21 protein-coding genes are annotated in these 24462 nt (G+C 60.4%); 10 read left to right on the plus strand and 11 right to left on the minus strand.

Annotated elements, in window-relative coordinates; all coding sequences use genetic code 11:
• Positions 1–2: 2 nt before the first annotated feature.
• Genes F475_RS08955 through F475_RS08965 form a run of 3 tightly spaced genes read right to left on the minus strand, consistent with a single transcriptional unit; the run spans position 3 to position 4407 of the window.
• Entirely contained in the window at positions 3–2381 is a 2379-nt protein-coding gene (locus F475_RS08955; RefSeq protein WP_256597084.1) for an exo-beta-N-acetylmuramidase NamZ domain-containing protein, read from the minus strand.
• Positions 2333–3604, minus strand: coding sequence for a putative glycoside hydrolase (locus F475_RS08960; protein WP_111453738.1), 1272 nt, complete (start codon positions 3602–3604; stop codon positions 2333–2335). The genes F475_RS08955 and F475_RS08960 overlap by 49 nt, the downstream gene beginning before the upstream one ends.
• Positions 3601–4407, minus strand: coding sequence for a polysaccharide deacetylase family protein (locus tag F475_RS08965; RefSeq protein WP_256597085.1), 807 nt, complete (start codon positions 4405–4407; stop codon positions 3601–3603). The genes F475_RS08960 and F475_RS08965 overlap by 4 nt, the downstream gene beginning before the upstream one ends.
• A gap of 284 nt (positions 4408–4691) precedes the next feature.
• Here F475_RS08965 and F475_RS08970 point away from each other — a divergent pair, with 284 nt between their 5' ends.
• Both F475_RS08970 and F475_RS08975 read left to right on the plus strand, forming a co-directional pair.
• Positions 4692–5252: a nitroreductase gene (locus F475_RS08970; protein WP_111453879.1), complete on the plus strand. Its 561-nt coding sequence runs from the start codon at positions 4692–4694 to the stop codon at positions 5250–5252.
• A 157-nt stretch (positions 5253–5409) separates the two neighbouring features.
• Complete coding sequence (locus F475_RS08975) at positions 5410–6000, plus strand: Spy/CpxP family protein refolding chaperone (RefSeq protein ID WP_177431098.1); 591 nt, start codon at positions 5410–5412, stop codon at positions 5998–6000.
• A gap of 35 nt (positions 6001–6035) precedes the next feature.
• Here F475_RS08975 and F475_RS08980 read toward each other — a convergent pair whose 3' ends face one another.
• Positions 6036–6602 (minus strand): phosphoribosyltransferase family protein, encoded by a 567-nt coding sequence (locus F475_RS08980; RefSeq protein WP_111453740.1) that lies wholly within the window; start codon positions 6600–6602, stop codon positions 6036–6038.
• A gap of 289 nt (positions 6603–6891) precedes the next feature.
• Between F475_RS08980 and F475_RS08985 the strand changes: the two genes are divergently transcribed.
• Positions 6892–7596 carry a phosphoribosyltransferase gene (locus F475_RS08985; protein ID WP_111453881.1) on the plus strand — a complete coding sequence of 235 codons (705 nt, stop codon included), beginning with the start codon at positions 6892–6894 and terminating at the stop codon, positions 7594–7596.
• Positions 7589–8239, plus strand: coding sequence for a dienelactone hydrolase family protein (locus F475_RS08990; protein WP_111453741.1), 651 nt, complete (start codon positions 7589–7591; stop codon positions 8237–8239). Before F475_RS08985 ends, F475_RS08990 begins: the two co-directional genes overlap by 8 nt.
• A 34-nt stretch (positions 8240–8273) precedes the next feature.
• Here the strand turns inward: F475_RS08990 and F475_RS08995 are convergent, their stop codons facing one another.
• The gene (locus tag F475_RS08995) at positions 8274–9641 is read right to left on the minus strand and encodes an erythromycin esterase family protein (RefSeq protein WP_111453742.1); all 1368 of its coding nucleotides are present in this window, start codon (positions 9639–9641) and stop codon (positions 8274–8276) included.
• 291 nt (positions 9642–9932) lie between these two features.
• On the opposite strand from F475_RS08995, the gene polX reads away from it, so the two are divergent.
• On the plus strand, positions 9933–11717 hold the full coding sequence (gene polX, locus F475_RS09000; RefSeq protein WP_111453743.1) for a DNA polymerase/3'-5' exonuclease PolX: 1785 nt from the start codon (positions 9933–9935) through the stop codon (positions 11715–11717).
• Positions 11718–11810: 93 nt separating this feature from the next.
• On the opposite strand, the gene F475_RS09005 is transcribed toward polX, so the two are convergent.
• Both F475_RS09005 and arcD read right to left on the minus strand, forming a co-directional pair.
• Complete coding sequence (locus F475_RS09005) at positions 11811–12353, minus strand: Hsp20/alpha crystallin family protein (protein ID WP_111453744.1); 543 nt, start codon at positions 12351–12353, stop codon at positions 11811–11813.
• A gap of 85 nt (positions 12354–12438) precedes the next feature.
• Positions 12439–13932 (minus strand): arginine-ornithine antiporter, encoded by a 1494-nt coding sequence (gene arcD, locus F475_RS09010; protein WP_111453745.1) that lies wholly within the window; start codon positions 13930–13932, stop codon positions 12439–12441.
• Between the two features lie 292 nt (positions 13933–14224).
• On the opposite strand from arcD, the gene F475_RS09015 reads away from it, so the two are divergent.
• Complete coding sequence (locus tag F475_RS09015; protein WP_111453746.1) at positions 14225–16507, plus strand: heavy metal translocating P-type ATPase; 2283 nt, start codon at positions 14225–14227, stop codon at positions 16505–16507.
• A gap of 14 nt (positions 16508–16521) precedes the next feature.
• On the opposite strand, the gene fnr is transcribed toward F475_RS09015, so the two are convergent.
• The 3 genes from fnr to F475_RS09030 form a co-directional block, all read right to left on the minus strand.
• On the minus strand, positions 16522–17268 hold the full coding sequence (gene fnr, locus F475_RS09020; RefSeq protein WP_111453747.1) for a fumarate/nitrate reduction transcriptional regulator Fnr: 747 nt from the start codon (positions 17266–17268) through the stop codon (positions 16522–16524).
• Positions 17269–17433: 165 nt separating this feature from the next.
• A complete protein-coding gene (locus F475_RS09025; protein ID WP_064616928.1) occupies positions 17434–18081 on the minus strand; it encodes a BON domain-containing protein in 648 nt (215 codons plus the stop codon).
• Between the two features lie 50 nt (positions 18082–18131).
• On the minus strand, positions 18132–19052 hold the full coding sequence (locus tag F475_RS09030) for a universal stress protein (RefSeq protein ID WP_018928184.1): 921 nt from the start codon (positions 19050–19052) through the stop codon (positions 18132–18134).
• Positions 19053–19313: 261 nt separating this feature from the next.
• Between F475_RS09030 and F475_RS09035 the strand changes: the two genes are divergently transcribed.
• Positions 19314–20552, plus strand: a complete 1239-nt coding sequence (locus tag F475_RS09035) for a DUF4010 domain-containing protein (protein ID WP_096480726.1) — start codon at positions 19314–19316, stop codon at positions 20550–20552.
• A 107-nt stretch (positions 20553–20659) separates the two neighbouring features.
• Positions 20660–21577, plus strand: a complete 918-nt coding sequence (locus F475_RS09040) for a universal stress protein (RefSeq protein ID WP_111453748.1) — start codon at positions 20660–20662, stop codon at positions 21575–21577.
• 62 nt (positions 21578–21639) lie between these two features.
• Here the strand turns inward: F475_RS09040 and F475_RS09045 are convergent, their stop codons facing one another.
• Positions 21640–22206, minus strand: coding sequence for a GNAT family N-acetyltransferase (locus F475_RS09045; RefSeq protein WP_086945372.1), 567 nt, complete (start codon positions 22204–22206; stop codon positions 21640–21642).
• 225 nt (positions 22207–22431) lie between these two features.
• On the opposite strand from F475_RS09045, the gene F475_RS09050 reads away from it, so the two are divergent.
• Together F475_RS09050 and F475_RS09055 are read left to right on the plus strand one after the other, a co-directional pair.
• The gene (locus tag F475_RS09050) at positions 22432–23352 is read left to right on the plus strand and encodes a universal stress protein (protein WP_111453749.1); all 921 of its coding nucleotides are present in this window, start codon (positions 22432–22434) and stop codon (positions 23350–23352) included.
• Positions 23353–23457: 105 nt separating this feature from the next.
• Positions 23458–24393 (plus strand): universal stress protein, encoded by a 936-nt coding sequence (locus F475_RS09055; RefSeq protein ID WP_111453750.1) that lies wholly within the window; start codon positions 23458–23460, stop codon positions 24391–24393.
• The last annotated feature ends 69 nt before the right edge of the window (positions 24394–24462 follow it).

The following is a 24462-nucleotide window of genomic DNA, read 5'->3' on the forward strand; positions in this document are numbered from 1 at the left end:
GGTCAATACAGCAAGTTCTCCTGCCGTAGCCGCGCGAAGCGCGCAAGCGGCACCGCGTCGAGCGCTTGCGCCGCGTCAGGTGTCGCGCCATCGCGAATCGCCTGCCACACGCTTTGCGAGCCGATTGAATCACGGGTCGCCGCCAGGTCGAGTAGGTGGGGATAGAGCGTGTGCAAGGTGGCGAGCAGGGTCAGCCCCAGGCTGGCTACAGGGCGTTGCGCAGGCGTTGAGAGGCGGGTGATGCTCACACCATGACAGAGCCGACCGTGCCAGTTTGATTCGGTGGGGACGAAGTCGACCGGCTCGAAATGCGCGCCGACGTCAAACGCATTCAGTGCGTTTGCGAGCCGGGTCGCGTTGATCCACGGCGCGCCGACCCACTCGAACGGATGCGGCGTGCCACGCCCCACACTCAGATTTGCGCCTTCGAGTAAACCGATATCCGGGTACAGGTCCAGCTGGGAGAGCGTGCGCAGGTTCGGTGAGAGCGGCACCCATCCCAACCCGGTGTCGGCAAAGGTCATCGCGCGCTGGTATCCCAGCATCGGCACAACGCGCAGATCCGCACCAATGTGCTTGTTGCGATTGAATAGACGCGCCAGCTCGCCGACGGTCATGCCGGGCTGCAGCGGTGCAGGGAAATAGCCGGTAAACGATTCACGGCGACTGTCCATCACCGGGCCGCCGAAACGTTGTGCGCCGAGCGGGTCGGGCCGGTCCAGCACGAACAGCGCAATGCCTTGCGCCGCAGCGGCTTCGAGTGCGTAGCCGAGTGTCGTCTCATAGGTGAAGAAGCGCACGCCGGCGTCCTGAATATCGAAGATCAGCGCATCCAGCCCTTTGAGCGAACCGGCCGGGAAGCGCTGCGTTGCGCCGTAGAGACTGTGCACGGTGAGGCCCGTCGCCGGGTCGCGGGTGTCGCCGACTCGTTCGTCCACGTCGATGTTCAGCCCATGCTCCGGCGAGAACAATGCCGCCAGCCTGACACCTGGCGCGTGGGCGAGGACGTCGACGGTGCGTCGGCCTTTGGCGTCGAATCCGCTGCGATTGGTGATCAGGCCCACGCGCAGGCCGGCGAGCGGGGCAAATTGCTGTGCCTCAAGCACGTCAATGCCTGTCTGCACCGGGCCCGTCGAGGTGGGCAGGCGATCGGCGGCACGCAGGGCCGGCAACGCTGAGGGCAGCAACCGACTGATTTGCGCGCTGTTCGCAGGTGCCCCGCGACTGGCCATCAATGCGAGCAATTGCGCGCGAAGCGGGCGAGCGTCACCGCTGTCATCGGGATACACCCGGTTGCTCAGGATGACGATGAATTGGCGGGTCACCAGATCAATCCACAGCCCCGTGCCGGTGTATCCGGTATGGCCGATGACGCCAATCGGCGGCAGACGATCATGGTTCGATACGAACGGTGCGGCCAGTTCCCAGCCGAGGCCGCGCCACGGCACACTCTCGAGCGGCGAAGCGGCGCTCGCGAGGGCGGCGATGCTCGCCGGCCGCAGAATCTGCCGGCTGCCGGCGCGCCCCTGGTTCAGCACCATCTGCGCGAAACGCGCAAGGTCGTCCGCCGTGGAAAACAGCCCGGCGTTGCCGGAGACACCGCCCATCCATTGCGCCGTCGGATCGTGTACGTGCCCCCGGAGCGTGCCGGCCTTGGTGGCGAGTGTCGGTGCGCTACGTATCGTTCGCAGGGTATCCGGCAGAAAAACCGTGTCGCGCATGCCCAGCGGCCCGAAGATGTGAGCCTGGCAATAGGCGTCGAGCGAGCTGTGGGTGATGCGTTCGACCAGCTCGCCGAGCACCACGAAATTCAGGTCACTGTAGATGACTTGGGCACCCGGCGCGTTGCGCAGCCGTTGCGCCGCGATGGCGTTCAACACACCTTTGCGGCCCGCACCGGGTGGCCGCCCAGGCAAATCTGGGCGCAGCCCGGACGTGTGTGCAAGCAGGTCACGCACCTTCACTGCCTCTTTGTCCTGCGCCCCAAAGGCCGGCCAATACCGGGCAACGGGGGCGTCCAGGTTGATGCGGCCCGTTTCGGCCAGTTGCAGGATGGCCGTGGTCGTCGCGATGACTTTGGTCAGCGATGCCAGATCGAACTCGGTGTCCAGCGTCATCGGCTCGCGGGGGGGCGTCGTCGTGCGTTGTCCAAAGGCCTGACGATAGAACACTTTTGTGGCGTCACCGATCAGGACAACAGCTCCCGGAACGCGTCCGGCGGCGATCTGGCCCTCGACGATCTGTGCGGCTTGCAGGCGCGCCGTCGCATCGAGATCGGCGGCGCATGCAATGTGCGCCGCCATCGCCAGGCCAAGCAGCATCGCCCAGCGCTTCAGCGCTGTGGCAAATCGGCGGCCTCGTAGTGATTGCGTGGGTTCCATAACATCCATCCATCGGTGCCGGCTGCGTCGGCGGCGTGAACCTGCGCACTGATCGCGGCCGCGTCAAACGGGCGACGATCGAAGGCATAGTCACGAAAGGCCTGCAACCAGGGACGAAAGCGCACGCCCGGCAGGTGGGTGCGTTTTATCGCCTCCGTCAGGGTACGCCTGACAATCTGGCCGGGGTCGGCTGTCGGGTTGGTAAAGCCCGGCAGCCCCCATGTGAAGCCGGACGGGTACAACATTGGCGAAATGTAGTCGAGCTCCGCGCCCAGCAGTTCGATTTGCTGGCCGATCGCCGTATCGTCGAGGTTCCAGCAGACGTAGCCGAAGATGTCCGCGGAGACAAATACATTGTAGGGGGCGAGTCGTGCGCGTGCGGCCTGCAGAAAGCCGATGATCGCCGCGGTCCGGTTGGCGCGGTTGTTGGGGAGGGCAAAGCGCAGCCCGCTCTTGTCGGGAAAGCGCACATAGTCGAACTGGATCTCGTCGAAACCCATCTGCGCGGCCTCCTCGGCGACATCGAGATTGTGCTGCCAGACCTCGTGCGAAAACGGATCCATCCATTGCAGTTTTTCGAGATCCCGCCACGGCTGGCCGTCAGCGGTGTGCACGCTCCACTCTGGATGCGCACTGGCCAATGGATCGTCCTTGAACACCACGATGCGCGCGATCAGGTACGGGTGTTGCGCGCGCAGCTTGGCAAGCAATGCCGGCAAGTCGCGCATCTGAGGTGCCCGTGTGGTCAAGTGGGCCGTTGCGCCGATCGCCTCGCGCGCCGCACTGCGATAGGGCGTCAGGCCACGGTCACCCTTGACGTCGATCACCAATGCATTGATCTCGGTGTTTTCAGCAAGGCTGACAGCGTTGTTGCGCAGGGTCGAACTGGTCACGCCGAACACCGACAGATAGACCGCTTTGGGGCGAAACGGGGTCAGTGCGAGCGTCACGGGCGTTTCGTCGCTCACTTTGGCCTCGGTGCGCAAATACCCTGGGGCGCGGGCGGCGACACTCTCGACCGCCTCGGCCGTCTCGAACCGCCCGTTTTCGTCGGTACGCATCACGCCGGCAGAGGTCGTGATGATCGCGTCGGCAAGCGGTTTCTGCGTGCTCGAGTCGAGCACGACACCGGTGACGGCCAGTGCGCCTCGCCCGGTCAGCAGGGCAGTGACGACGAGCAGTGCCGGGATCGCATAGCGCCTCAATGCGCGGATGAAGGTCATCGCGAGTTTCCCGCGGTCGGCTGAGTGTCCGGTTCACCGAGCAATTGCGCGAACGCGTGTGCGCCGTAGGCATCACTCATCAGAAAGCGCGGCAGGGCGAGCAGTCGCGCGTGCCGGTCAGCCTTGCGCGCGTCTAGGGTGAAGGCCACTGCGTAACCCTCTTCGGAGGCGAGTGCGATCAACTCGTCGTCATAGATACCGAACGGCCACGCGAGCATGTCGACCTGCTGCGCACCGGTTTGCGACTCGATGCGTTGACGTGATTTTTGCAGTTGGGTACGGACGAATTGCTGGAAGTCCGCCGGCGTGCGGTGCCTGCGTTCGACGTTGAAATTGGGATGCCAGTACGTATGCGACTGGATGTCGAAGAGCCCGGTCTGCTTCAGGGTTCGCAACTGCTCCCAGGTCAGCGCATAGGACGCGTTGGAGATGGCCGATGGATAGATAAACAGGGTCACCGGAAAGCGTTCGCGCTGGATGACGGGCAGCAGTTTGTCGAAGACCGAACGATGCCCGTCGTCGATGGTGATCGCCACCGGCTTCGACGCTAGTGTCGCATCGGGATTGCGCAGCCAGTCGACCACTTCGCGTAGCGACACAATGTGATAACCGTGCTCGCGCAGGACGCGTAACTGAGTTTCGAAGGTGCTCATGCGCACGGTCATCGAGTCGTCCGCCGTGTCCGAGAAACGGTGGTAAACGAGGATCGTGACGCCTGGCTCGACGCTCTGTGCGGCGTTCTGTGTGGCGTTCTGTGCGGCGCCGCCCGTGCTCCAGGCCAGTGCGCAGACGCTTGTCAGCATGATGCGGATCAGCAGCCGGAACGCGACACTCCCACCGATACACGCCATGATTTTCCCGCACATGTCAGCGCTCCTGCGCGAGCCAGACGCTTGCAGTGTGTATTGAGCGTTCATCGTCTATCTGGTGCAGATCAATTTCGCGCAATGTGGTCCGCTCCGAGGGGGGCGAGTCGTCAGACAAAACGGGAGGCCGGTTGTGCCTTGATTTGATTTAGATCAACAGCAAGCCCTCGTGGGCGGATGACTTTATAAAGGATATGACACTCTTTTGAGGTATGCCCCCCATGAACATCAATAAGGCGATCTTGGGCCGTCGCTCGACACGGGAGTACACAACAGAAGCGGTTGATGAAGACATCATTCGTCGTTTGATCAGTGCCGCTGCGCAGGCGCCCAGCGCGATGAACCAACAACCGTGGACATTTACCGTCATACGCAACCAGAGCCTGCTGGATCGGGTCTCGCGCGAAGCGAAGGCTCACCTGTTGGCGACAATACCCGCCGAGGCCCAGCCCGAGCACTTCCATACGTTGCTCGATGATGAAAACTATCAAATCTTCTACCACGCGCCGGTACTCATCCTGATTTCGGGAACCGCGCCGGGTCAGTGGGTTGTCGAAGACTGCGCACTGGCTGCCGAGAACCTGATGCTCGCGGCGTACGCTGAAGGGCTGGGGAGTTGCTGGATCGGTTTTGCCCAGGGGTTTCTCGGTACTGCGCAAGGAAAGCATGCACTTGGCCTTCCCACCGAGTGGACGCCAGTGGCACCGATCATCGTGGGTCACCCGAAATCTGCCCCCGCGCCCGTGCCCCGGAATGAACCCGTGATCCGCTGGATTGGGTGACAGCACCTGGATAACGATTGTTGGCCGCTCTTCTTACGGGGCAGCTCGACCGTTTATCCACTTGCCCGGCGGTCTGCCTGTTTTCTGATGTGGATCAGATACACCCCCAGGCCGACTCCTATTCTCGAATCAACCCACGGTATCGAGATGAACTGAAATGAACAGATCAAGCCTGATCGGCCAATGCATTTTGATGGCGGCAAGCGTGTTGCTGGTGCCCTCTACCAGCGTCTTCGCCAACCCGCCGACGTCTGCTGCGCAAGGTGGTGGCATGTATCATCGTTTTCAGGATTTCGACTGGGTCAAATACACGCAACAAACCCTGGACGATCTCAAGGGCAAGCTCAATCTCAAGCCGGAGCAAATGGCTGCCTGGGACATATGGGCCACGGGGGTCATGGCGGACGCCAATCAGCATCAGGAAAAGGCCAAGGCCGAACGTGATGAAAGCGCGAGCACGAAGAGGGCGTCGACGGATGAAACGACCCCCGAAAGAATGGCCAGAGAGATAGAGCGTTTGCGCACACAAACCAAGTGGATGGAGGCGCATCTGGAGCGCATGGATGCTGCGCTGGTGCGTACCAAAACTTTCTACGGGGTATTGGATGCTGAGCAGAAAACCATTTTCGACCTGTTCTGGACGGTGGTGCATCACCGGCTCTACGGCAATGACCGTTGGCAGATGCCGATGCACATGGTCAGACCACGAATGATGGAAGGCGACCAGGACGAAAAAAGCAAACAGTAAGCGCTACTCACTGTTCGATTACGCATGTTGCGCCGTCATCGCGCGGCGCCATGCCGCCAGACTTCAATACAAAACTCCCTTTCGTAAGGGGGCACGTTGCATTCGACGATGTCAGTGGCGGCCACTTGCAGATGCACGCCGACGATATCGGCATGGATCGGCTGCTGGCAGACGTGCCGGTCGACCAATACGGCCGTGTAGACCCGACGAGCACCGAGTTGCGCCAGATACGCGCAGGTACGCAGGAGCGAGTGGCCTTCAAACAGCACATCGTCGACAACGAGCAGGGTGGTGCTGGCAAGGTCCAGCTCGCCCAGCTGCGGGTTTTCGGTCAGTTCGGTGTGGGCATGCAGCACTTTGAGGTCATCGGCATAGCGCTTGACCTTCAAGGGGTAGAGCGGCAGTCCTGGCTGGCCGATCTGATGTGACAGATGCTGCTGTAAACGCTGCGCCAGAGGTTCGCCGCGGCGCTGGATGCCAATCAGTGCCACTTGAGTGGATGGCAACAGTGCCGCGGCCTGGCGCGCCATTGCCTGCAGCACCGAATCGAGTTCATCGCTGTCGTACAGGCGCAATCGCGGGCTCGCAAATAAGGTCGGCATGACAGTCTCCCATAGCGCGCCGCTGCGGGGCGGCGCTGTCCACTATTGGCAACGTAATCCATTGGGCCCCAGCCTGATTGATATTGATCAACAACGGCGAAATGAAATGCCCGGTCCCTTGCGCGGACAGGATTGGCCTTGCGCGCGAGCTTGATAAAAATCAACGACAAGGAGACTCCAGCGGAGGATTTTTAATAAAAACTGATGCTTGATCCCGCAAGGACGTGGAGAGGTCAAGGTTGTGTGATACGAACCGACAGGTGTGCTCGCCTGGGGAGGTTTTCAAGTGATTCATAGTCCCTCAACGCAAACCCTCCTGCGTGACCGGGTTGATGCCGGTCGAAGGCTGGTGGAGCCGCTGCTCAAATACGCTCATCGACCCGATGTCATCGTTCTCGCCTTGCCCCGTGGCGGCGTGCCGGTGGCTTATGAAATTGCCACGGCCCTGGAGGTTCGCCTGGACCTGATGCTGGTCCGCAAGCTCGGGGTGCCATTCCATCAGGAGTTCGCCATGGGCGCGATTGCCAGTGGCGGCATCCAGATCGTTAATGACGATACGCTGCGGGCGAACCGTATCGATCAGCGCACGCTCGATAACGTGGTGGCACGGGAAACCCAGGAGCTGTTGCGTCGCGAGCGCCTGTACCGGGGCTCGCGAGCCCCCTTGGCGCTCAAGGATCAGGTGGTGATTCTGGTCGACGATGGCCTGGCGACCGGGGCCTCGATGATGGCGGCGGTCCAGGCGGCGCGCCTGCAAGCACCGTCGCGTATTGTCATCGCCGTGCCGGTGGCGCCACCGGAGACGGTAGAGGCGCTGTTTAGCGAAGTCGATGAGGTGATCTGCCCGCTCACTCCCGAGTGGCTGATGTCGATCGGCAATTGGTATTTGAATTTTTCCCAGACCTCGGACGAAGAAGTCATCGATCTTTTGCATCGGGCCTGGCGCAGAGAATCCGGCACGAGTGCTTCCGGTCAGGAGAACTCCGATGTTTGAGCTTCGCTATCGAAAGCTGGACCTGGGGAACGTGGAGCTGTCTGCCGACTTGCGTCTGCCGGTGCACGCTGGCGGCCTGGTGGTGTTCGTTCATGGCAGCGGCAGTGGTCGTTCAAGCCCGCGTAATCAACAGGTTGCGCTGTCGCTGGCTGAGCGGGGGTTGGGCACGTTGCTGTTCGATCTGCTCACGGAGCCAGAGCAATACCTGGACAACCAGACCCGGGAATTGCGTTTCAATATTGCGCTGCTGTCCTACCGACTGGTGAAGGTGATCGACTGGATTGGTCGGGACGCCGAACTGCAACCGCTACCGATCGGATTGTTCGGCGCAAGCACCGGTGCTGCGGCGGCACTGTTGGCAGCGGCCGAGCGGGCGGACGTGGTGCATGCGGTGGTGAGCCGGGGAGGGCGGACCGATCTGGCGGGTGAGGCGCTGTCCCGCGTGAAGGCGCCGACCTTGCAGATTGTCGGTGAGCTGGATCCGGTGGTGCTCAATCTCAATGTGCAAAGCAGTCGCGCCCTGCAGTGCGAACAGCGTCTGGAAGTGGTGGCGGGCGCGACACATCTTTTTGAAGAAGCAGGAACCCTCGAAGAAGTCGCCAGACTGGCCGGCGACTGGTTCGAGCAGTATTTGCGACGGTAGTCATCCCAAGCAGACGACCACCGTCCGATGCCTGTCATATGCCGAATGGAAAGGTTTCGTCTTCCGGTTCCAGCGCCTGGCTTTTTGGCAGGGGCAACGCGGTTACCGGTTGCGTCTGTTCAATCCAGACCATGGCGTCGAATTGTTCGGTCAACACTGACTCGAAGTAATGGCTGAAGCGTTCGCTCGCGGGTCGATAAATTACACCGATGGCCCGCTCCAGCAGCGGTTTGGACAGGGCCCGGCGCAGCTCTTTTCGCTGTGGATCCCGCCAGTCGGTCAATGAAGCCGGGACGCCGGCGTCGAGGAACTTGCGCTCCCAACTGTCTGGCCGGGACGGCCGGATGTCCTTGATGAGCATCTCGCGATCCCAGTCGTCGGCCGCGGCCACCTGGCCACGGTCGGTGCTCATGCCGATCAGAACCACATCGCGCCCGTAGGCATTGCGGCACAGTTGACCGATATTGAACTGACCTTTCCAGCCCATCTCCGTCGCGGCCGCATTGCCGATATGGGAGTTGTGCGCCCACACCACGGCCTTGGCTTGCGGACCGCGGTGTTCGAGCAACACACGTAACGTGTCGAACATGTGCCTGTCACGCAGGTTCCAGGAGGCCGTCGAACCTCGATAAATCGCTCGGTAATATTGTTCCGCCGCCAGGATGACCCGGGCGTTCTGGGTCGCATCGAAGAACGCTTCATCGTCCTTGATATCCCCGGCCAGTTGCTCGGCCAGCATGGCATTGAGCTGTTCGACCACCGCATGCTCGCAGGGCATTATGCCGTCGCGTTCGACGAAGTGGCCGTACAGCGCAGGATCATCCTGCCACGGGGTCAAACAGCCATAGCGACGCCGTGCTTCGTGTGCCAGTTGCGGGTCGACACGGTCCAGATAGCTCAGCACCTCATGGATGGAATTGCGCAAACTGTAAACGTCCAGACCGCGAAACTCGACGCGCTGTTCAGGTGCGTGTTGGTGGTTGTATTGATGCAGCCAATGGGTGAACGCTCTCACATCGGTGTTGCGCCACATCCAGGTCGGGAACCGGCTGAAAATGTGCCGCGTCCAGGCCGAGCGCGCCAACCCTCTGACATAACGGTCTACATGGCCCGCGTCCGGCCAGTCTGCTTCAACGGCCACGATATTGAATCCGTGTTGCTCGATCAGCCGTTGGGTAATCGCCGCCCGGGTCCGATAGAAGTCACTGGTGCCATGGCTGGCTTCACCGATCATCACCACGCGCGCATCGGCGAAGCGGTCGAACATTTCGCCAAAGGCCGGTGAATTCAGTTCCGGCAGGGGTTCGGCGTATTGGCGCAAGAGCGGGACGATGGAGGCCTCGTCAATGTGGGTATGCGTGCCATACAGCTGGTTCAGCATGTTCTGGGAAGGTGTGTTCATGAACGTCATCCCCATAAGGGTGGATTGCCCGACGTGCGATGCGGCGCGGCATCACGTCGACTGTCAGGGCAGGGCTCGCACGGGGTTGTTTTCGATCCATTCGACGTCGCGGGCCTGTACCGCCTCTTCAATCATTCCTACGCCTGAATGCAGTCGAGCATTTGAGTTTTATCAATAGTCGGTGCACGAAATGGCCGATGAGTGTTCGGTTGCTGTCTGACCTATATCAATGCCGGGAAGGCTGGATCGGTAATGCTGATTTCATGAAGCCTGTGCGATGGGAGTCATGCCATGAAGCACGCTGTCGCGCCTTTCCAGGCACCTTCGTCGGCCTTGCCGCCGCCGACCAGCGGCGGTCAGGTGGTCGACAACGATCATATCGCTGCGGTTTTTGATGAAATCGCTGACCTGCTGGACATCGAGGACGCCAATCCCTTCCGGATCCGGGCTTACCGCAATGCAGCACGGACCCTGAGGGCGCTGACCTTTGACGTGGCGAAAACCCTCGCTCGTGGCGAGCCGCTACCCAAACTGACCGGGATCGGGGTTGATCTTGCCGGCAAGATCAATGAAATCGTGACCACCGGTGATTGCTCGCTACGCCAACGCTTGCGTTCGACATTGCCACCCGGGCTGGTCGGGCTGCTTTCCATTGCCGGGTTGGGACCCAGGCGCGTCAAAAACCTTTATCACGACCTGGGTATCGAAACTGCGCAGCAACTCTGTCTGGCCGCTCAACAGGGTCGCATTCGCCATTTGCCCGGCTTCGGTGAGCGGATGGAAGCGCGGCTGTTGAGTGCCGCGCAGAAGGGGATCGGAAAGGATCGTCGTTTGCCGTTGGCTTTGATTGAGCCGATGGCGCGCAGACTGACCGAATACCTGCAGCAGATGCCGGGAGTCGAGCAAGCAACCACTGCCGGAAGCCTGCGACGCCTGCGCGACACCGTCGGCGACATCGATATTCTGGTGGCGGCAGCGCCTTCGGTGGATGTCACCACGCAGTTCATCAGCCATCCGGACATTTCCACCGTACTGGTCAAGGGGCACACGCGTGCAAGCGTCATGCTGAACTCAGGCATGCAAGTGGATGTGCGTGTCGTCGAGCCGGCGGTGTATGGCGCTGCACTGGTGTATTTCACCGGTAGCAAGGCACATAACATCGCGATTCGTCAGAGGGCTCAGAAGCTGGGGCTCAAGCTCAATGAATATGGCGTGTTCCGGGCCAAGAATCGCCTGGCCAGCACCACCGAGGTTTCGGTCTATCAGGCATTGGGCTTGCCGTGGATCACGCCGGAACTGCGCGAAGACCGTGGCGAAGTCGCTGCGGCATTGGCCGGCCATTTACCTGGGCTGATTGAGCTGACCGACCTCAAAGGCGACCTTCATGCGCATACCCGCGCTTCGGATGGAGGCAACAGCCTGGAAGAGATGGCGCTGGCGGCCCGGGGGGGCGGGCTGGAATACCTGGCGATTACCGACCATTCACAGTCCCTCAGGGTGGCCCATGGGCTGGGTGTCGAGCAATTGTTGAAGCAGATCGAGGAAATCGATGCGCTTAACAGTCGCTTGCAGGGCATGACGTTGCTCAAGGGTATCGAGGTGGACATTCTCGAAGACGGCAACCTGGATTTACCCGACGATATTCTGGGACGTCTGGATCTGGTGGTGGGCGCCGTCCACAGTCATTTCGGCCTGACGCTGCGTCAACAGACCCAACGCCTGCTAAGGGCCATGGACCATCGCTACTTCACCATCCTGGCCCACCCCCTGTGTCGCCTGATCAATGAACGCGACCCGCTGAACCTGGACCTGCCGGCAATCATCAAGGCTGCCGCTCAGCGTGGTTGCTGCCTGGAACTCAACGCGCAACCGCAACGCATGGATCTGTTCGACCTGCAGTGCCAGTACGCCAAGGATGAAGGTGTGCTGATCAGCGTCAATTCGGATGCACACCGCACTGCTGATTTCGCCAACTTGCGTTATGGCGTCGCTCAGGCACGCCGTGGCTGGCTGGAAAAACACAACGTGATCAATACCCGCTCGCTGACCGAGCTCAAGGCATTGGTTGGTCGATAAGAGCCCCACAACGTTCAGGAGATGAAGGGCGAGGTTGTCTGGTACCCATAAAAAACCCCTTGTCGGTTTCCCGACAAGGGGCAGGCCCGGGACTCAGTTGCTTTTGATCTGCACGACCTTGTCAGCCTTCAGGGCTTCAGGCTTTTTCGGCAACGAGATGCTCAGTACGCCTTTGCTGTAACTGGCTTCGATCTTATCGGCATCCACCTCTTTGGGCAGGTTGAACATCCGTTCGAAGGAGCCATAGCTACGTTCGCTGAGATGATAGCCTTTCTTTTTTTCTTCCTTCGTTTCTTGCTTTTCCCCTTTGATGATCAGGCTGCCATTGGACAGTTTGATCTCGATGTCCTTCTGATCCATGCCGGGAAGTTCGGCAGTGATTTCGAAGCTTTTATCTTTCTCGACGATGTCTACCGCAGGCATGCTCTGACCGATCAACTCCCGGTCCCACAGGGGGGCGACATCGAACAGTCCACGGTTGAACAGCGACAACCCCGAGCCAAGACTGAAGTCTTCGAACAGATGGTCGACCTGTTGCCGAAGCTTTTCGAAGGGGCGCATCAGTTCAGTTGTCTTTGGGCGCGGAGCGGCTTTCGCTTCGGTATGAACGGGTACTTTCTTCACGGAGTTGCTCATTTTCTTTTCTCCTCTTGGCGAATAAGGTGAGCCGCGAGCATTGGTTTCGGCCCACCACGACAAAACAACAACCCGGCACTCGCCCTTACAAGGCCAGTGCTCCGGACCACAACATCCAGCCGGCGATGGCTGCCGCCACCCAGATAATGATCAACAGTCCCGTCTCGGGGCCGTTGAGCGCTTGTCCCTGACGAGCTTTCATGGTGCCCAGGTAAATCAACGAGCCGGGGGCGTAGAGCAAAGCGCTGAGCAACATGTATTTAAGCCCGGCGGCATACAGCAACCACAGGCAATACAGCGTGGCGACCGAGGCAATGGCCATGTCACGCAGTTGCAGGCCTCGGTGGCCGGCGTAGGTCTGGCCCTGCCAGGTCAGTTTCAATGCGTACAAACCGCTGAACAGGTACGGCAGCAGAATCATCGAAGTGGCCAGGGAAATCAGGGTCAGGTAAGTGGCGCTCGAGTACAGCGTCAGCAGCAGGAACAGTTGTATGCAGCCGTTGGTGATCCACAGCGCATTGGCGGGCACGCCACGGGTGCTCTCCATGGCGAGCGTGCCCGGCATGACCTTTTCCTTGGCGGGGGTGAATATCGATTCGGCTGCCAGCAGCGTCCAGGCGAGCAGGGCGCCACCCACTGAAATGATCAAGCCGATGCTGATCAGCATCGCGCCCCACGGCCCGACAACTGCCTCAAGTACGCCCGCCATCGAAGGGTTTTTCAGGGTCGCCAGCTCCGGTTGTCCGAGAATGCCCAGCGACAACAGGGACACCGCAATCAGCAGCAACAAGGTAATGACGAAACCGATAACGGTGGCACGGCCGACATTGACGCGTTCTGCCGCTCGGGCGGAAAACACGTTGGCACCCTCGATCCCGATGAACACCCAGACGGTCACCAGCATGGTGCTTTTGACCTGATCCAGCGTGCTGCCCAGTGCGGGAGAACCCCAGAAGTCGACCATGAAGGTTTTACGCTGGAAGGCAGCGATCACCAGCCCGATAAACAGCAGCAAGGGCACGACTTTGGCCAGTGTGGTCAGGGCGTTGGCTTTGGCCGCGGTGCGCATGCCCCGCAGGATCATCCAGTGCAATGACCAGAGCACCACGGACGCCCCGACAATCGCCGCTTTGTTGTTGCCTTCGCCAAACAGCGGGAAGAAAAAACTCAGCGCGGAAAACAGAATCACCATGTAACTGACGTTGCCGACCCAGGCGCTGATCCAATAGCCCCAGGCGGAGTTGAAGCCGAGGAACTCACCGCCCAACGCCCGGGCATAGGCAAACACGCCGTTGTCCAGGGTCGGCTGACGGCTGGACAAGGTTTGATAGACCAGTGCCAGCGACAGCATGCCGACGCCGGTGATCAGCCAGCCAATCAGGATGGCACCGGCACCCGCACTGGCGGCCATGTTTTGCGGCAGGCTGAAAATGCCGCTGCCGATCATCGAGCCGATCACCAGAGCCGTCAGCAGGCTCAGGGACAGGCGTTTAGGCTCCAGTTGTCGCCAACTGCCGGCCAGGGGTTGGGGGGCAGTCGGCGGGAGGATCGGTTGCGTGCCGTGCAGATGAGTCGCCATGTCAGGCCTCCACGAAACGAAAGAAAGAGCGCTGACCGCAGATATGACGGTGTGAACGCTGACTCTAAATGTCTACGTGAACGGCCCCTGGCTGTTTGATTTAAATCAGAAAGAAAGCACACAGCGATTTTGTCCCGCAGCGGCCATTGCGCTAACGCCAGACGAGGCTTCAATTGATAGCGCGCAGCGAACATGCCGGGCATTCCAGACCTAAGCTCTACCCATGACGGCGATGAGCCGCAGGCATTTGTACAACGAGGGCTGCGCAGCGTTTCTTGAGGAACCCACATCGATGTTCAGTAAGTGGCTGGACCCGGTTTTATTGCTGCTCACCACCCTGACCCTGCTGGCCGGGGGCATTGCGCAGCTTGCTCACAAGTCTGACTGGGCCTCGATTTGCTGGGCCGCGGGCAGTCTGGTGATGGCCCTGGTGCTGCTCGTCGAGATTGTCAGGCGCCTGGCCCGGCGCGAAGCGGGTGTGGACCTTATCGCTCTGCTGTCGATTGCCGCCGCGTTGTTTTTTCAGCAGACGCTGGTGGCGGCGGTGATTGCCTTGATGCTGGCGTCGGGGCGCATCCTGGAGTTCTTCACCCAACAACGCGCCGAACGCGAACTGCGTGCGCTGGTCGACCGGGCGCCACGCGTTGCCTGGCTGCAGGAGAACGGCAATTTACGACAGATTCCGGTCGAGCAGATCCAACCGCATCAGACGCTGCTTGTGCGCCTGGGGGAAGTGGTACCGGTCGATGGTCGTCTACTCAGCCCCACGGCGATTCTCGACGAGTCGGCACTCACCGGCGAGTCATTGCCGGTCACCCGCCTGGAAGGAGAGCTACTGCCCAGCGGGGTGACCAATGTCGGTACGCCGATGCTGCTGACAGCCACTCGAACCGCAGCGCAGAGCACCTACGCCGGGGTCGTGCGCCTGGCTGAAGCCGCACGGCGATCGCGCGCGCCTTTTGTGCGTTTGGCCGACCGTTACGCGTTGTTCTTCATACCGCTGACATTGCTGATTGCCGGCCTCGCCTGGTACCTGAGTGGCGACTCTTTGCGCGCGCTGGCAGTTATGGTGGTGGCCACGCCTTGCCCGTTGATCCTGGCTGTACCGATTTCGATCATGTCAGGTATTTCCAGGGCAGCGCGGCGCGGGATCCTGATCAAGGATGGCGTCACCCTGGAAGCGCTGGCCGAGGTCAAGCAAGTGTTTCTCGACAAGACCGGCACGTTGACCAGCGGCCACGCGCGTCTGCAATCGATCGAGACCAACGGAGCGCTCGATCCGCAGCGTCTGCTGAGCCTGGCCGCTTCACTGGCACAGGCCTCGACGCACCCCATCTCCCAGGCCATTGTCGAGGCGGCCTGTCAGCGTGGATTGGCGCTCAGCGTGCCGCAGGCGGTCGAGGAAAGTCCGGGCTCCGGTCTTTGCGGGTTGATCGATGGTCTGCGGGTGCGCTTCGGCACGTTGTCGTTTGTTCAAAATGAATCGCCGGTTGGCGACTGGGCCACCAGCATGCTGCGTCGCATGGATTACCTGGCGTGCAGCGGCAGCTTCATTGAAGTGGACGGGGCGCTCGCCGGCCTGCTGATCTTCTCCGACAAACTGCGTCGGGAAACCCCGCTGACCCTGCGCCGACTGCGCAACAGAGGCATCGAGCGGATCGTCATGCTCACCGGCGATCGCGTGGAAACCGCCGAGATGATTGCATTGTCGGCCGGGATCGACGAGTTGCGCGCCGGGTTGAGTCCTGGGGACAAGGTGCGTGCGGTACAGGATGCCTGCCAGCATGCCAGCACACTGATGGTCGGTGATGGTATCAATGATGCCCCCGCCCTGGCGGCGGCCAATGTCGGGGTGGCCATGGGGGCGAGCGGTGCCACGGCGTCCGCGCAAGCGGCGGGTGTGGTGCTGCTGGTGGATCGCCTGGACCGTCTGGTCGAGGCGCTGGACATCGCCCGTCAGACTCGCCACATCGCCCGTCAAGGCGTATTGGCCGGCATGGGCATGTCGGTGCTGGCCATGGGGGTAGCCGCCTTCGGCTACTTGCCACCGCTGGTCGGTGCCGTGGTGCAGGAGGGTATCGACGTGGTGATCATCTTCAATGCCTTGCGTGCATTGGGGCCGTTACCGGGTTTGCGCCAACGCAAGCTGGCCGCCGAGCATATCGATCACCTGCAGGACGAGCACGACCAGCTCGCTTCGGTACTCAGCGATCTGCATCAACTGGCAAGCGACTTCGCCCAGCGCCCACTCGAGCAAGCGCAGAGCGACTTGCTGGCGCTGGTAAAAAACCTGCAGGAATCACTGGCCCGCCATGAACGGGACGACGAAAAAAACCTGTATCCGCTGTTGACGCAAAGCCTGCCCGGCGAGGACCCCATGTCGGCGATGAGCCACGTCCACCGTGAGATCTTTCGCCTGATCCATTTGCTGGCGCGCATGAGCACGGATTTCAGTGCCGACCCTGCAACAGCTTCTGTCGATGAGATCCAGCATCAGTTGATCCGCCTGGATACCCTCGTGCGACTGCACTTCGATCAGGAGGAAGAGTTGTTTCGCTACCTTGATAAGCGCTGAAAAGCTATGCAGCGTCAGTGGAGGGCCACCGAATGGCAACCGGCGACCAACTGCTTGAGCCCGTGCAGGTTCAGGATCTTGACCTCACGACCGGCTATTTCCACCAGCTCCTGTTCCCGCAGATGGGCGATACCCCGGCAGATGGTTTCCAGGCGCAACCCCAGGTAGGAGCCTATTTCGTCGCGCCGCATCTTGAGTATGAATTCGCTGGATGAGTAGCCACGCATGCTCAAGCGTAGCGACAGGTTCAGCAGAAAGGCGGCCAGACGCTCATCCGAGTTCATGTTGCCCAACATCATCAGCAGATCGTGATCGCGGACGATTTCACGGCTCAGAAACCTGTTCAGGTTGTGTTGCAGTGCCGGCAGCTCCCGGGCGAGTTTTTCCAGCTGAGAAAAATGGATGGGACAGACTTCACTGTCCTCCAGGGCAAATGCATTACAGGCGTGCTCATCGGTGCTGATGGCGTCCAGGCCGAGCATCTCGCCGGGCAACTGGAAGCCGGTGACCTGCTCGCGGCCATCGAGCGACAGCACGCTGGTCTTGAATGAGCCAATACGGATCGCATACAGCAAGTGCAAGGGATCGCCTGCGCGGTAGAGGGGGGCGCCTTTCCTGACCTTGAACCGTTGCAAAATCAGCTTGTCCAGGCGCTCGAGTTCCAGTTTGTCGAGACCAAAAGGCAGGCAAAACTCTAATACACTGCAATTGGAACAGGCAGCCTTGAGGTGTTGACCCTGAAGCAGGCGGACTTCAGTCATGTCAATGGCGCCATGGGGGTTTATATATAAAGCATAGGTGTTGTGCATTTGGGCACGGGCTCCGTTCGGAGGATTGCCGGGAGCAATCGACGAACGGGAAGCCCGCTGGCCCGCCGCAAACCCTTGATGCTCCGGGGAAATTAGGGTTTCCCCGGGCTCGTTGACTCAGGCAATGCGCAGATGATCATCCACTTGCCTCACCCCCGGTACTGACCAGGCGGCACGTTCGGCGATCTTACGCTCGCGCCATAAATGAACCTTGCCTTCCAGCTTCACCACATCGCCTTCGACCTTGATGTGAATTTCCTTGGCATCGACTTCGGCATTGCGCTTGAGGGCTTCTTCGATGCGACGCTGGATATCGTCCACGTTCACTTGCGGACGAAGGACGAGCCGATTGTCCACGCCTACCACCCCCGACAGCTTGCGCACAGCCATCTCGGCGGTTTCTTTCTGGTACTGCCAGTCCACTTCGCCTTCAAGGGTGATCCACCCTTTCTGCACGATGACTTTGATGTCCTGCTCAGGAATGTCGGAGCTCCAGGTGAGGATATTCAAGGCGCGGGAGGCAATGGCGTCGTCCGCCGTGCCCGCGCTTTTCATCGGCCTGACCTGAATTTCTTCGGCCACGGCCCGTACCCCTTTTATGCTTTTTACCGCGCGTTCCGCGCTGACTTTTTGCGCGTAGCTCTTAACGTGCCCGGTGAGCGTGACGACGCCATTGTCCACGGTCACACCGATGTTGGCGGCATCGATCTCAGGCTGGAATTCAAGCTCATCCATAATGCTCTGACGCAGACTCAAGTCGTTCATGGTGATGTCCTTTGTCTGAAAGGTTGGTAGGCCAGGTGCGAAACAGCCCTCTACAGTTCCTCAGGTGAAACCACCCAGACACTGCACGGCATTTTGTACAGCAGATGCTCCACCGTGCTGCCCACCAGTCGACCCACGCCCCGGTGGCCGACCCGGCCCATGACAAGCACGTCGATGTCGTAGGCGTCGGCGTATTGGGTAAGAACCTTGGTCGGGTTGCCCATGATCATGTGCTGTTGCTCTGGCGCAATACCATTGCGCTCAGCCAGTTCACGGAAGGCATCGGCCTGAGCATCAAACAGTGTCTTGGCTTTGCCTGGGGAAAACAGCGCTGAGCTACTGTCGAAATCGAACTCGTCCGCACTGAGGGATGAAAGATCGTGGGCGTAGATTACGTCGAGCTGGGCGTTACAGGTGCTGGCCAGTTTTGAGGCCTCGCGCAAAATCCTGTCGTTGAAATCCTTGTACTGGGTATTGCTATGGAAGGGATCGACCGCGGCGACGATTTTGCGCGGCAGCGCGTGCTTCACGTGGCTGACAAAATGCAGCGGTACCGGGCATTCGCGCAGCAAATGGATATCCAGGGGCGTGAACATGATGCGTGACAGCAGCGACTCGTATTCCAGTGCCTTGATCAGTACCGCCATCGGCTGTTCTTTGAGATGAATGAGGATTTCCTGCAAAGGTCGTTCAACCCAGATCACCTCCGTGGTGACGGGCACCCCGATTTTACGCAAGGGGCGGGCCTGTTCTTCGAGCCATTGCCGATGGCGCTCGACATACCCCAGCCGCATCTCCTCCAGCGCTTGTTCGTTGACCATGCTCGCCGTTGCCAGCCCTTGCAGGTAATCGAAGGCGACGATATGCAGGGCCGCGCCCGAGGCCTTGGCCAATGCAGCGGCGCGGTCGAACGCGGGGCTGTTTTCCATCAGGGGCGAGACGACCAGCATGAAGCGTGATTGCTCAGACATGACCAAACTCCCGTCAATAATCGTAGATATTCCTGTACTCACTGGCACCCCTGCGTTTGGGCAGTGGTCCTCTGGCTTTTATCCTGCCGCTGACCGGGGGGCCGGGATTGATCTTTATCAATCTGGCGAGTGATCCAGCTTGCTGCCCGACGTGTGGCGGGGGGCGCCAGGTCCATCTATAAAACATTGACCACTATCAATCTCTCCTGCGTCATGCCGGTGCAGTCTTGGGGTTGTGGCTTATACCCGGACAGGAGTCATATGAACGAAACCTTGGGCCTGGCAGGGGCGGCAGCTGCGCTGGGGATCGGCATGCTCGTCGGCCTTGAACGTGAACGGCACAAGGGGCGGGGGGACAGTCGCGCCTGTGCCGGATTGCGTACGTTCGCGATCACCGCGTTGCTGGGTTATGTGGCGATGCAAATCGGTGGTGGTTTGCTGGTGGGCATCATGGCGGTTTCGGTGGCCTTGCTGGTCACTGTGGCTTATTGGCGAAGCCTGGGCACTGACCCTGGTGTCACCAGTGAAGTGGCGTTATTCACGGTATTGGCACTGGGGGCGTTGTGTAACAGCGCGCCCGAACTGGCCATCGCCATCGGCGTGGTGGTGGCGGGGCTGCTGACGTATCGCCAGAAACTGCATCATTTTGCGCGCAGCCAATTGACTGAAAGGGAGATGCGCGACGGTCTGGTGCTGTTGGTCGCTGCCCTGGTGGTGTTGCCATTGGCGCCGGATCGCTTTATCGGCCCCTATGCCGCCATCAATCTGCGCACCATTTGCACCCTGACGGTGTTGCTGATGGCCGTCGGGGCGGTCGGGCATATTGCCGTTCGTACCCTGGGTGCCCGTTACGGCTATGTGGTCAGCGCCATCGCCTCCGGGTTTGCTTCCAGCATCGCGACCATCGCCGCGATGGGGCACCTTGTCGCCAAGGAGCCAGGCAACATCAAAGTCTTGAGTGCGGCAGCGATGCTGTCCAACCTGGCGACCATCATTCAGGTCGGCCTGATCCTGGGGGCGGTCGACATCGGTCTATTGCGCTACATGTGGGGGCCGCTGTTGTTGGGTGCCGCCGCCACGGCGCTGTATGGCTTGAGCCTGATGTTGCCCAAACCTGCGAGTGGCGACAATCAGCCGGTCAAGGTCGGCGGTGCGTTCAACCTCAAGCTGGCGTTGGTCATCGCACTGACCATGACCGGCGTTACCTTTGTGTCTTCGATGGTGCTCAATCACTTTGGCGAAGTGGGCGTGATGGTCACGACGACGCTCACCGGTTTCGCCGATGCCCATTCTTCGACGGCGTCCATTGGCGCCCTGGCCAAGGCCGGGCTGTTGCCGTTCGACGCCATTGCCGGGCCAACGCTGGTTGCCATCAGCAGTAACTCCCTGAGCAAATGCCTGGTGGCCTGGGTCAGTGGTGGGCGACGGTTCGCCGCGTATGTCATTCCCGGCCAGGTCTTGCTGACGTTGGCGATGTGGGTGGGCATGTTGCTGCATTAACGGGCATCCGAGCGCTGTAGCTGATAAAGATCAAGTCGCCCGAATCTGCCGCGATCACTCTAGGGTTCTACTCATTGCATCGAGATGGCCGCGTGCCGAGGTGTCCCATGTCGCAGACTCAGCGTTTACTGTTGATCGCCCCCCATTCCATGACCCGTACTCCGGCGTTCGACCGGGCCGCCGCGTTGGCCCGCGCGATGCAATCGCCGCTGCACATCGTGGCATTCGATTACTTGCAGGCCTTGGCCGTCGCCGGCCTGTTCGCCCCCGAGCAAATTGCCCAGGCCCGGGAAGGCTATTTGCAAACCCATCGGCAATGGCTTGCCGAGCAAGCCCATTTGATAAGCAAGCACGGCGTCGAGGTCACCAGCGAGGTGGTGTGGGTACAGCACCCTTACGAGGAAATCCTGCAATTCGTCAACGAGATGTCGCTGAGTCTGATCATCAAGGACGCCCAGGAAGAGTCGGCGTTGAAACGGGTGTTTTTCACCCCGCTGGATTGGCAGTTGTTGCGCGATTGTCCGGTGCCGGTGCATCTGGTGACCAACGCCCGGAACGCGCGGCCACGTAACGTGCTGGCCATCGTCGATGTGCTGCGCAGCGAAGAGCAGGACCTGATGTTCAATGACCAGATTATCGACGCCGCCACCAAGCTGGCTGAACAGTGTGAGGCGCAGATCGAGTTGGTGCATGCGTATGACTGGACAGCCGTGTATGCCCTGGACATGGGCGTTGGCGCACTCCCGTTGGCCTCCGGTCTTTACGAAGCCATGGGCACGGCGCAACACCAGGCGTTCACGGCGCTGGCCGAGCGTCACGGCGTGCCGTCGCAGCGTCGGCACTTCATCGAAGGTGCGCCAGTGCCGAGTATTTGCAAGTTCGTCGAGGACCATCACACCGATGTCATTGTGATGGGGACGGTGCAGCACTCGGGGTTGAACAAGCTATTGGGGACCACTGCCGAACAGCTCTTGCACCGAGCCCCTTGCAGTGTGCTGGCGATCAAACCCGACAGGTCGTTGTAACCCTGAACGTAGACTTGCCCCACGGCGGACCGTTGGCCGGTACGTCGTGGGGCAATCGGCTTTTATGACATATACAGACGATGGATGACCTGGCGGCTGTCGTTGGGGTCATTGTGCCGCTCGAAACCCATGGCTTTGGCCAGGTCGCGCATGGGGGTATTGCTTGCAGCATCGATCGAATACATCTGATTAAAGCCGTTTCTGCGGGCGGCCTTGATCAGATGCTCCATCAAGGCGGTGCCGAGGCCCAGATGCTGCCATTCATCGGCGACTGTCACCGCGCACTCACACTCATGTTCCGACGTGGCGGCGTAGCGGCTGATGCCGATTTCGATCAATTTGCCGTTTTCGTGAACCAGCGCAATGTAAGCCATGCGCTGTTTGTTATCGGTGTCCATCAACTGATCGAGCATGGCGGCGCCGGGCTCGTTGATCTGCGCGAGAAAACGCATGTGCCGGGACTCGGGCGACAGGCGCTTGATGAAGGCGTATTCAAGTTCGCGGTCCTTTTCCAGCAGTGGCCGGATCAGCACATGGCGGCCGTCCTTGAGCGCTTCGATCCAGTATTTTCCGGGGACTGCGGCATAGGCGGCCGCGGCCCGATCATTATGGTCTTTGACAGTGAGCATGGATGATCCTCCATCTTGTTTGAAAGGTCGGTGCGTATTCACCCATCACGCGGTTGATTCCTTTCTACGCCACTGGCAGCCCTTGAATCTGATCTGGATCAGACACCCGTCACGAGGGCGTTCATTTGCGGGTATTTGATGTAAATCAACCTCGGGGAGGGGGCAACGAGCGCAGTCTTGGCCCATGCCGGCGGGTAAGGGACCGGTTTCGAGCGGAGGTGTGAGATGGGGCAATATCAACGTTTGTTACTGATCGCCGACCGGACCCTGCATCAGTCTCCTGCCTTGCTCCGGGCCATCGCGCTGGCCAAGGCGAGCGGGGCCGCGCTGGATGTGCGGGCCTTTGTCGATCCGGCACCGATTGTTCATTTATGGGAAGAAAAAATCGACGAGGCGGGGTATCAGCGTTATCTGCGCCACTGTCATCGTTGGGTGGCCGACGAGGTCGAGCGGCTCAGCGGGCAGGGCGTGGACGTGACGGTTGAAGCGGTCTTCACCACCCATCCGTTGCTGGACATTTTGAAGGCAGTCGAAGACCTCAAGCCCGACCTGCTGATCAAGGATGTCACCCTGGAACCGGCGCTCAAACGGGTGTTCATCACTCCGCTCGATTGCCATTTGCTGCGCGAATGCACGATCCCCGTGCACCTGGTCAATCAGGTCCGTTACGGGTTGCCGCACCGGGTCGTGGCCGCCGTGGACCCGTTCGATCCGGCGACGCAAATCAGTGGCCTGAACGACACCATCATCCAGACGGCCAACGCACTGGCGCTGCAATGCGATGCACCGCTGCACCTGCTGTACGCCTATGACTTGTCGCCGGCGTTCAATGGTGATGCGCCGCTGATCGCCGGTGGCTGGGGCATGGACTTCGTCGAGGAGCTGCGCGAATCCCTGCACCGGGCGTTTATCACCCTGGCGGATCGCTACGGTGTTCCTCCCGAGCGTCGGCACTTTGTCATGGGCCTGCCGGTGCCGGTGATCAGCGAGTTTGTCGAGCAATACCTGGCGGATGTGGTGGTGATGGGCACTGTGCATCGCGTGGGGATCGACCGGTTGATTGGCAGCAACACCGAGCGGGCGTTGTACTCGGTACCGGGCAGCATTCTGGGAGTCAGGCAGCCGGGTTCGAGCGTCGCGCGGTAAGCCGATCGCTGGCCGGCCATTAGTTGATAAAAATCAGAGCCGCATGGCGAGAGCCCCCCGATACTTGAGCCACAACCTGAAGCTATCCAGATGAGGTGGGTGAGGGTGAAAATTCAACGTTTGCTATTGATTGCCCCGACCGAAATGGTCCGCACCCCGGCGTTCGATCGGGCGCGGGCCCTGGCCTGTGCAACCGGTGCGATGCTGCACATTGTCGCTTTCGATTATGTCCAGGCGCTGGCGGCGGCCGGCCTGTTTGACCACGACGCCATGGCCCAGGCGCGGGAGGGTTACTTGCAGGTACATCGTCAATGGCTGGAGCAGCAAGCCCGGTTTCAACGACGCGAAGGCGTGCAAGTGAGCACTGAAGTGGTGTGGGCCAGACCAACCCTGGCGCATCTGCTGGAGTACGTGAATGACTTCCATGCAGACCTGGTGATCAAGGACACCCACCGCGTATCAGCGCTCGATCGCGCCTTCCATCGTCCGCTGGACTGGCAGTTGCTGCGCGACTGTCCGGCGCCCTTGCACCTGGTCATCGATGCCACAAATCCCAAGCCGTTGAGCATACTGGCGACCATCGACTTGTCCCATCTGGAGGAACTGACCCAGGGGCTCAATGACCGGATTCTCGACTTGGCTTCGAGCCTGGCCGAATCTTGCGGCGCCACCTTGCACCTGCTCAATGTCAGCGGCTGGTCGGAGTTGGGGGAGGCGCAAGTGAATGTGCCGACGGCGACTCTCGATGGCAGTTTGGAAGACGCCGTCAACGATGCCCAGTTGGAGGCCTTTGAAGCGCTTGCCGAACGCTACGGAGTCGAGAAACAACGGCGCCATCTGCTGCATGGCATCCCTCCCAAGGTCATTGCCCATTTCGCGCAACAACATGCCTTCGACATGGTGGTGCTGGGAACGACCTACCATCGCGGGATCGATATGTTCATCGGCAGTACGGCGGAAAGCGTATTGAACCGGTCGCCCTGCAGCCTGACGATCATCAAGCCATTGCCGCGGCTCGACAGAGAAGATGAACCAGTGTGACCTAGATTGATAAAAATCAACTGCCCACAAGCGCAAAGGAGCGATCAATAGTGCTCCATGAATGCTCAA

Source organism: Pseudomonas sp. URMO17WK12:I6, from assembly GCF_003253625.1.
GTDB lineage: Bacteria > Pseudomonadota > Gammaproteobacteria > Pseudomonadales > Pseudomonadaceae > Aquipseudomonas.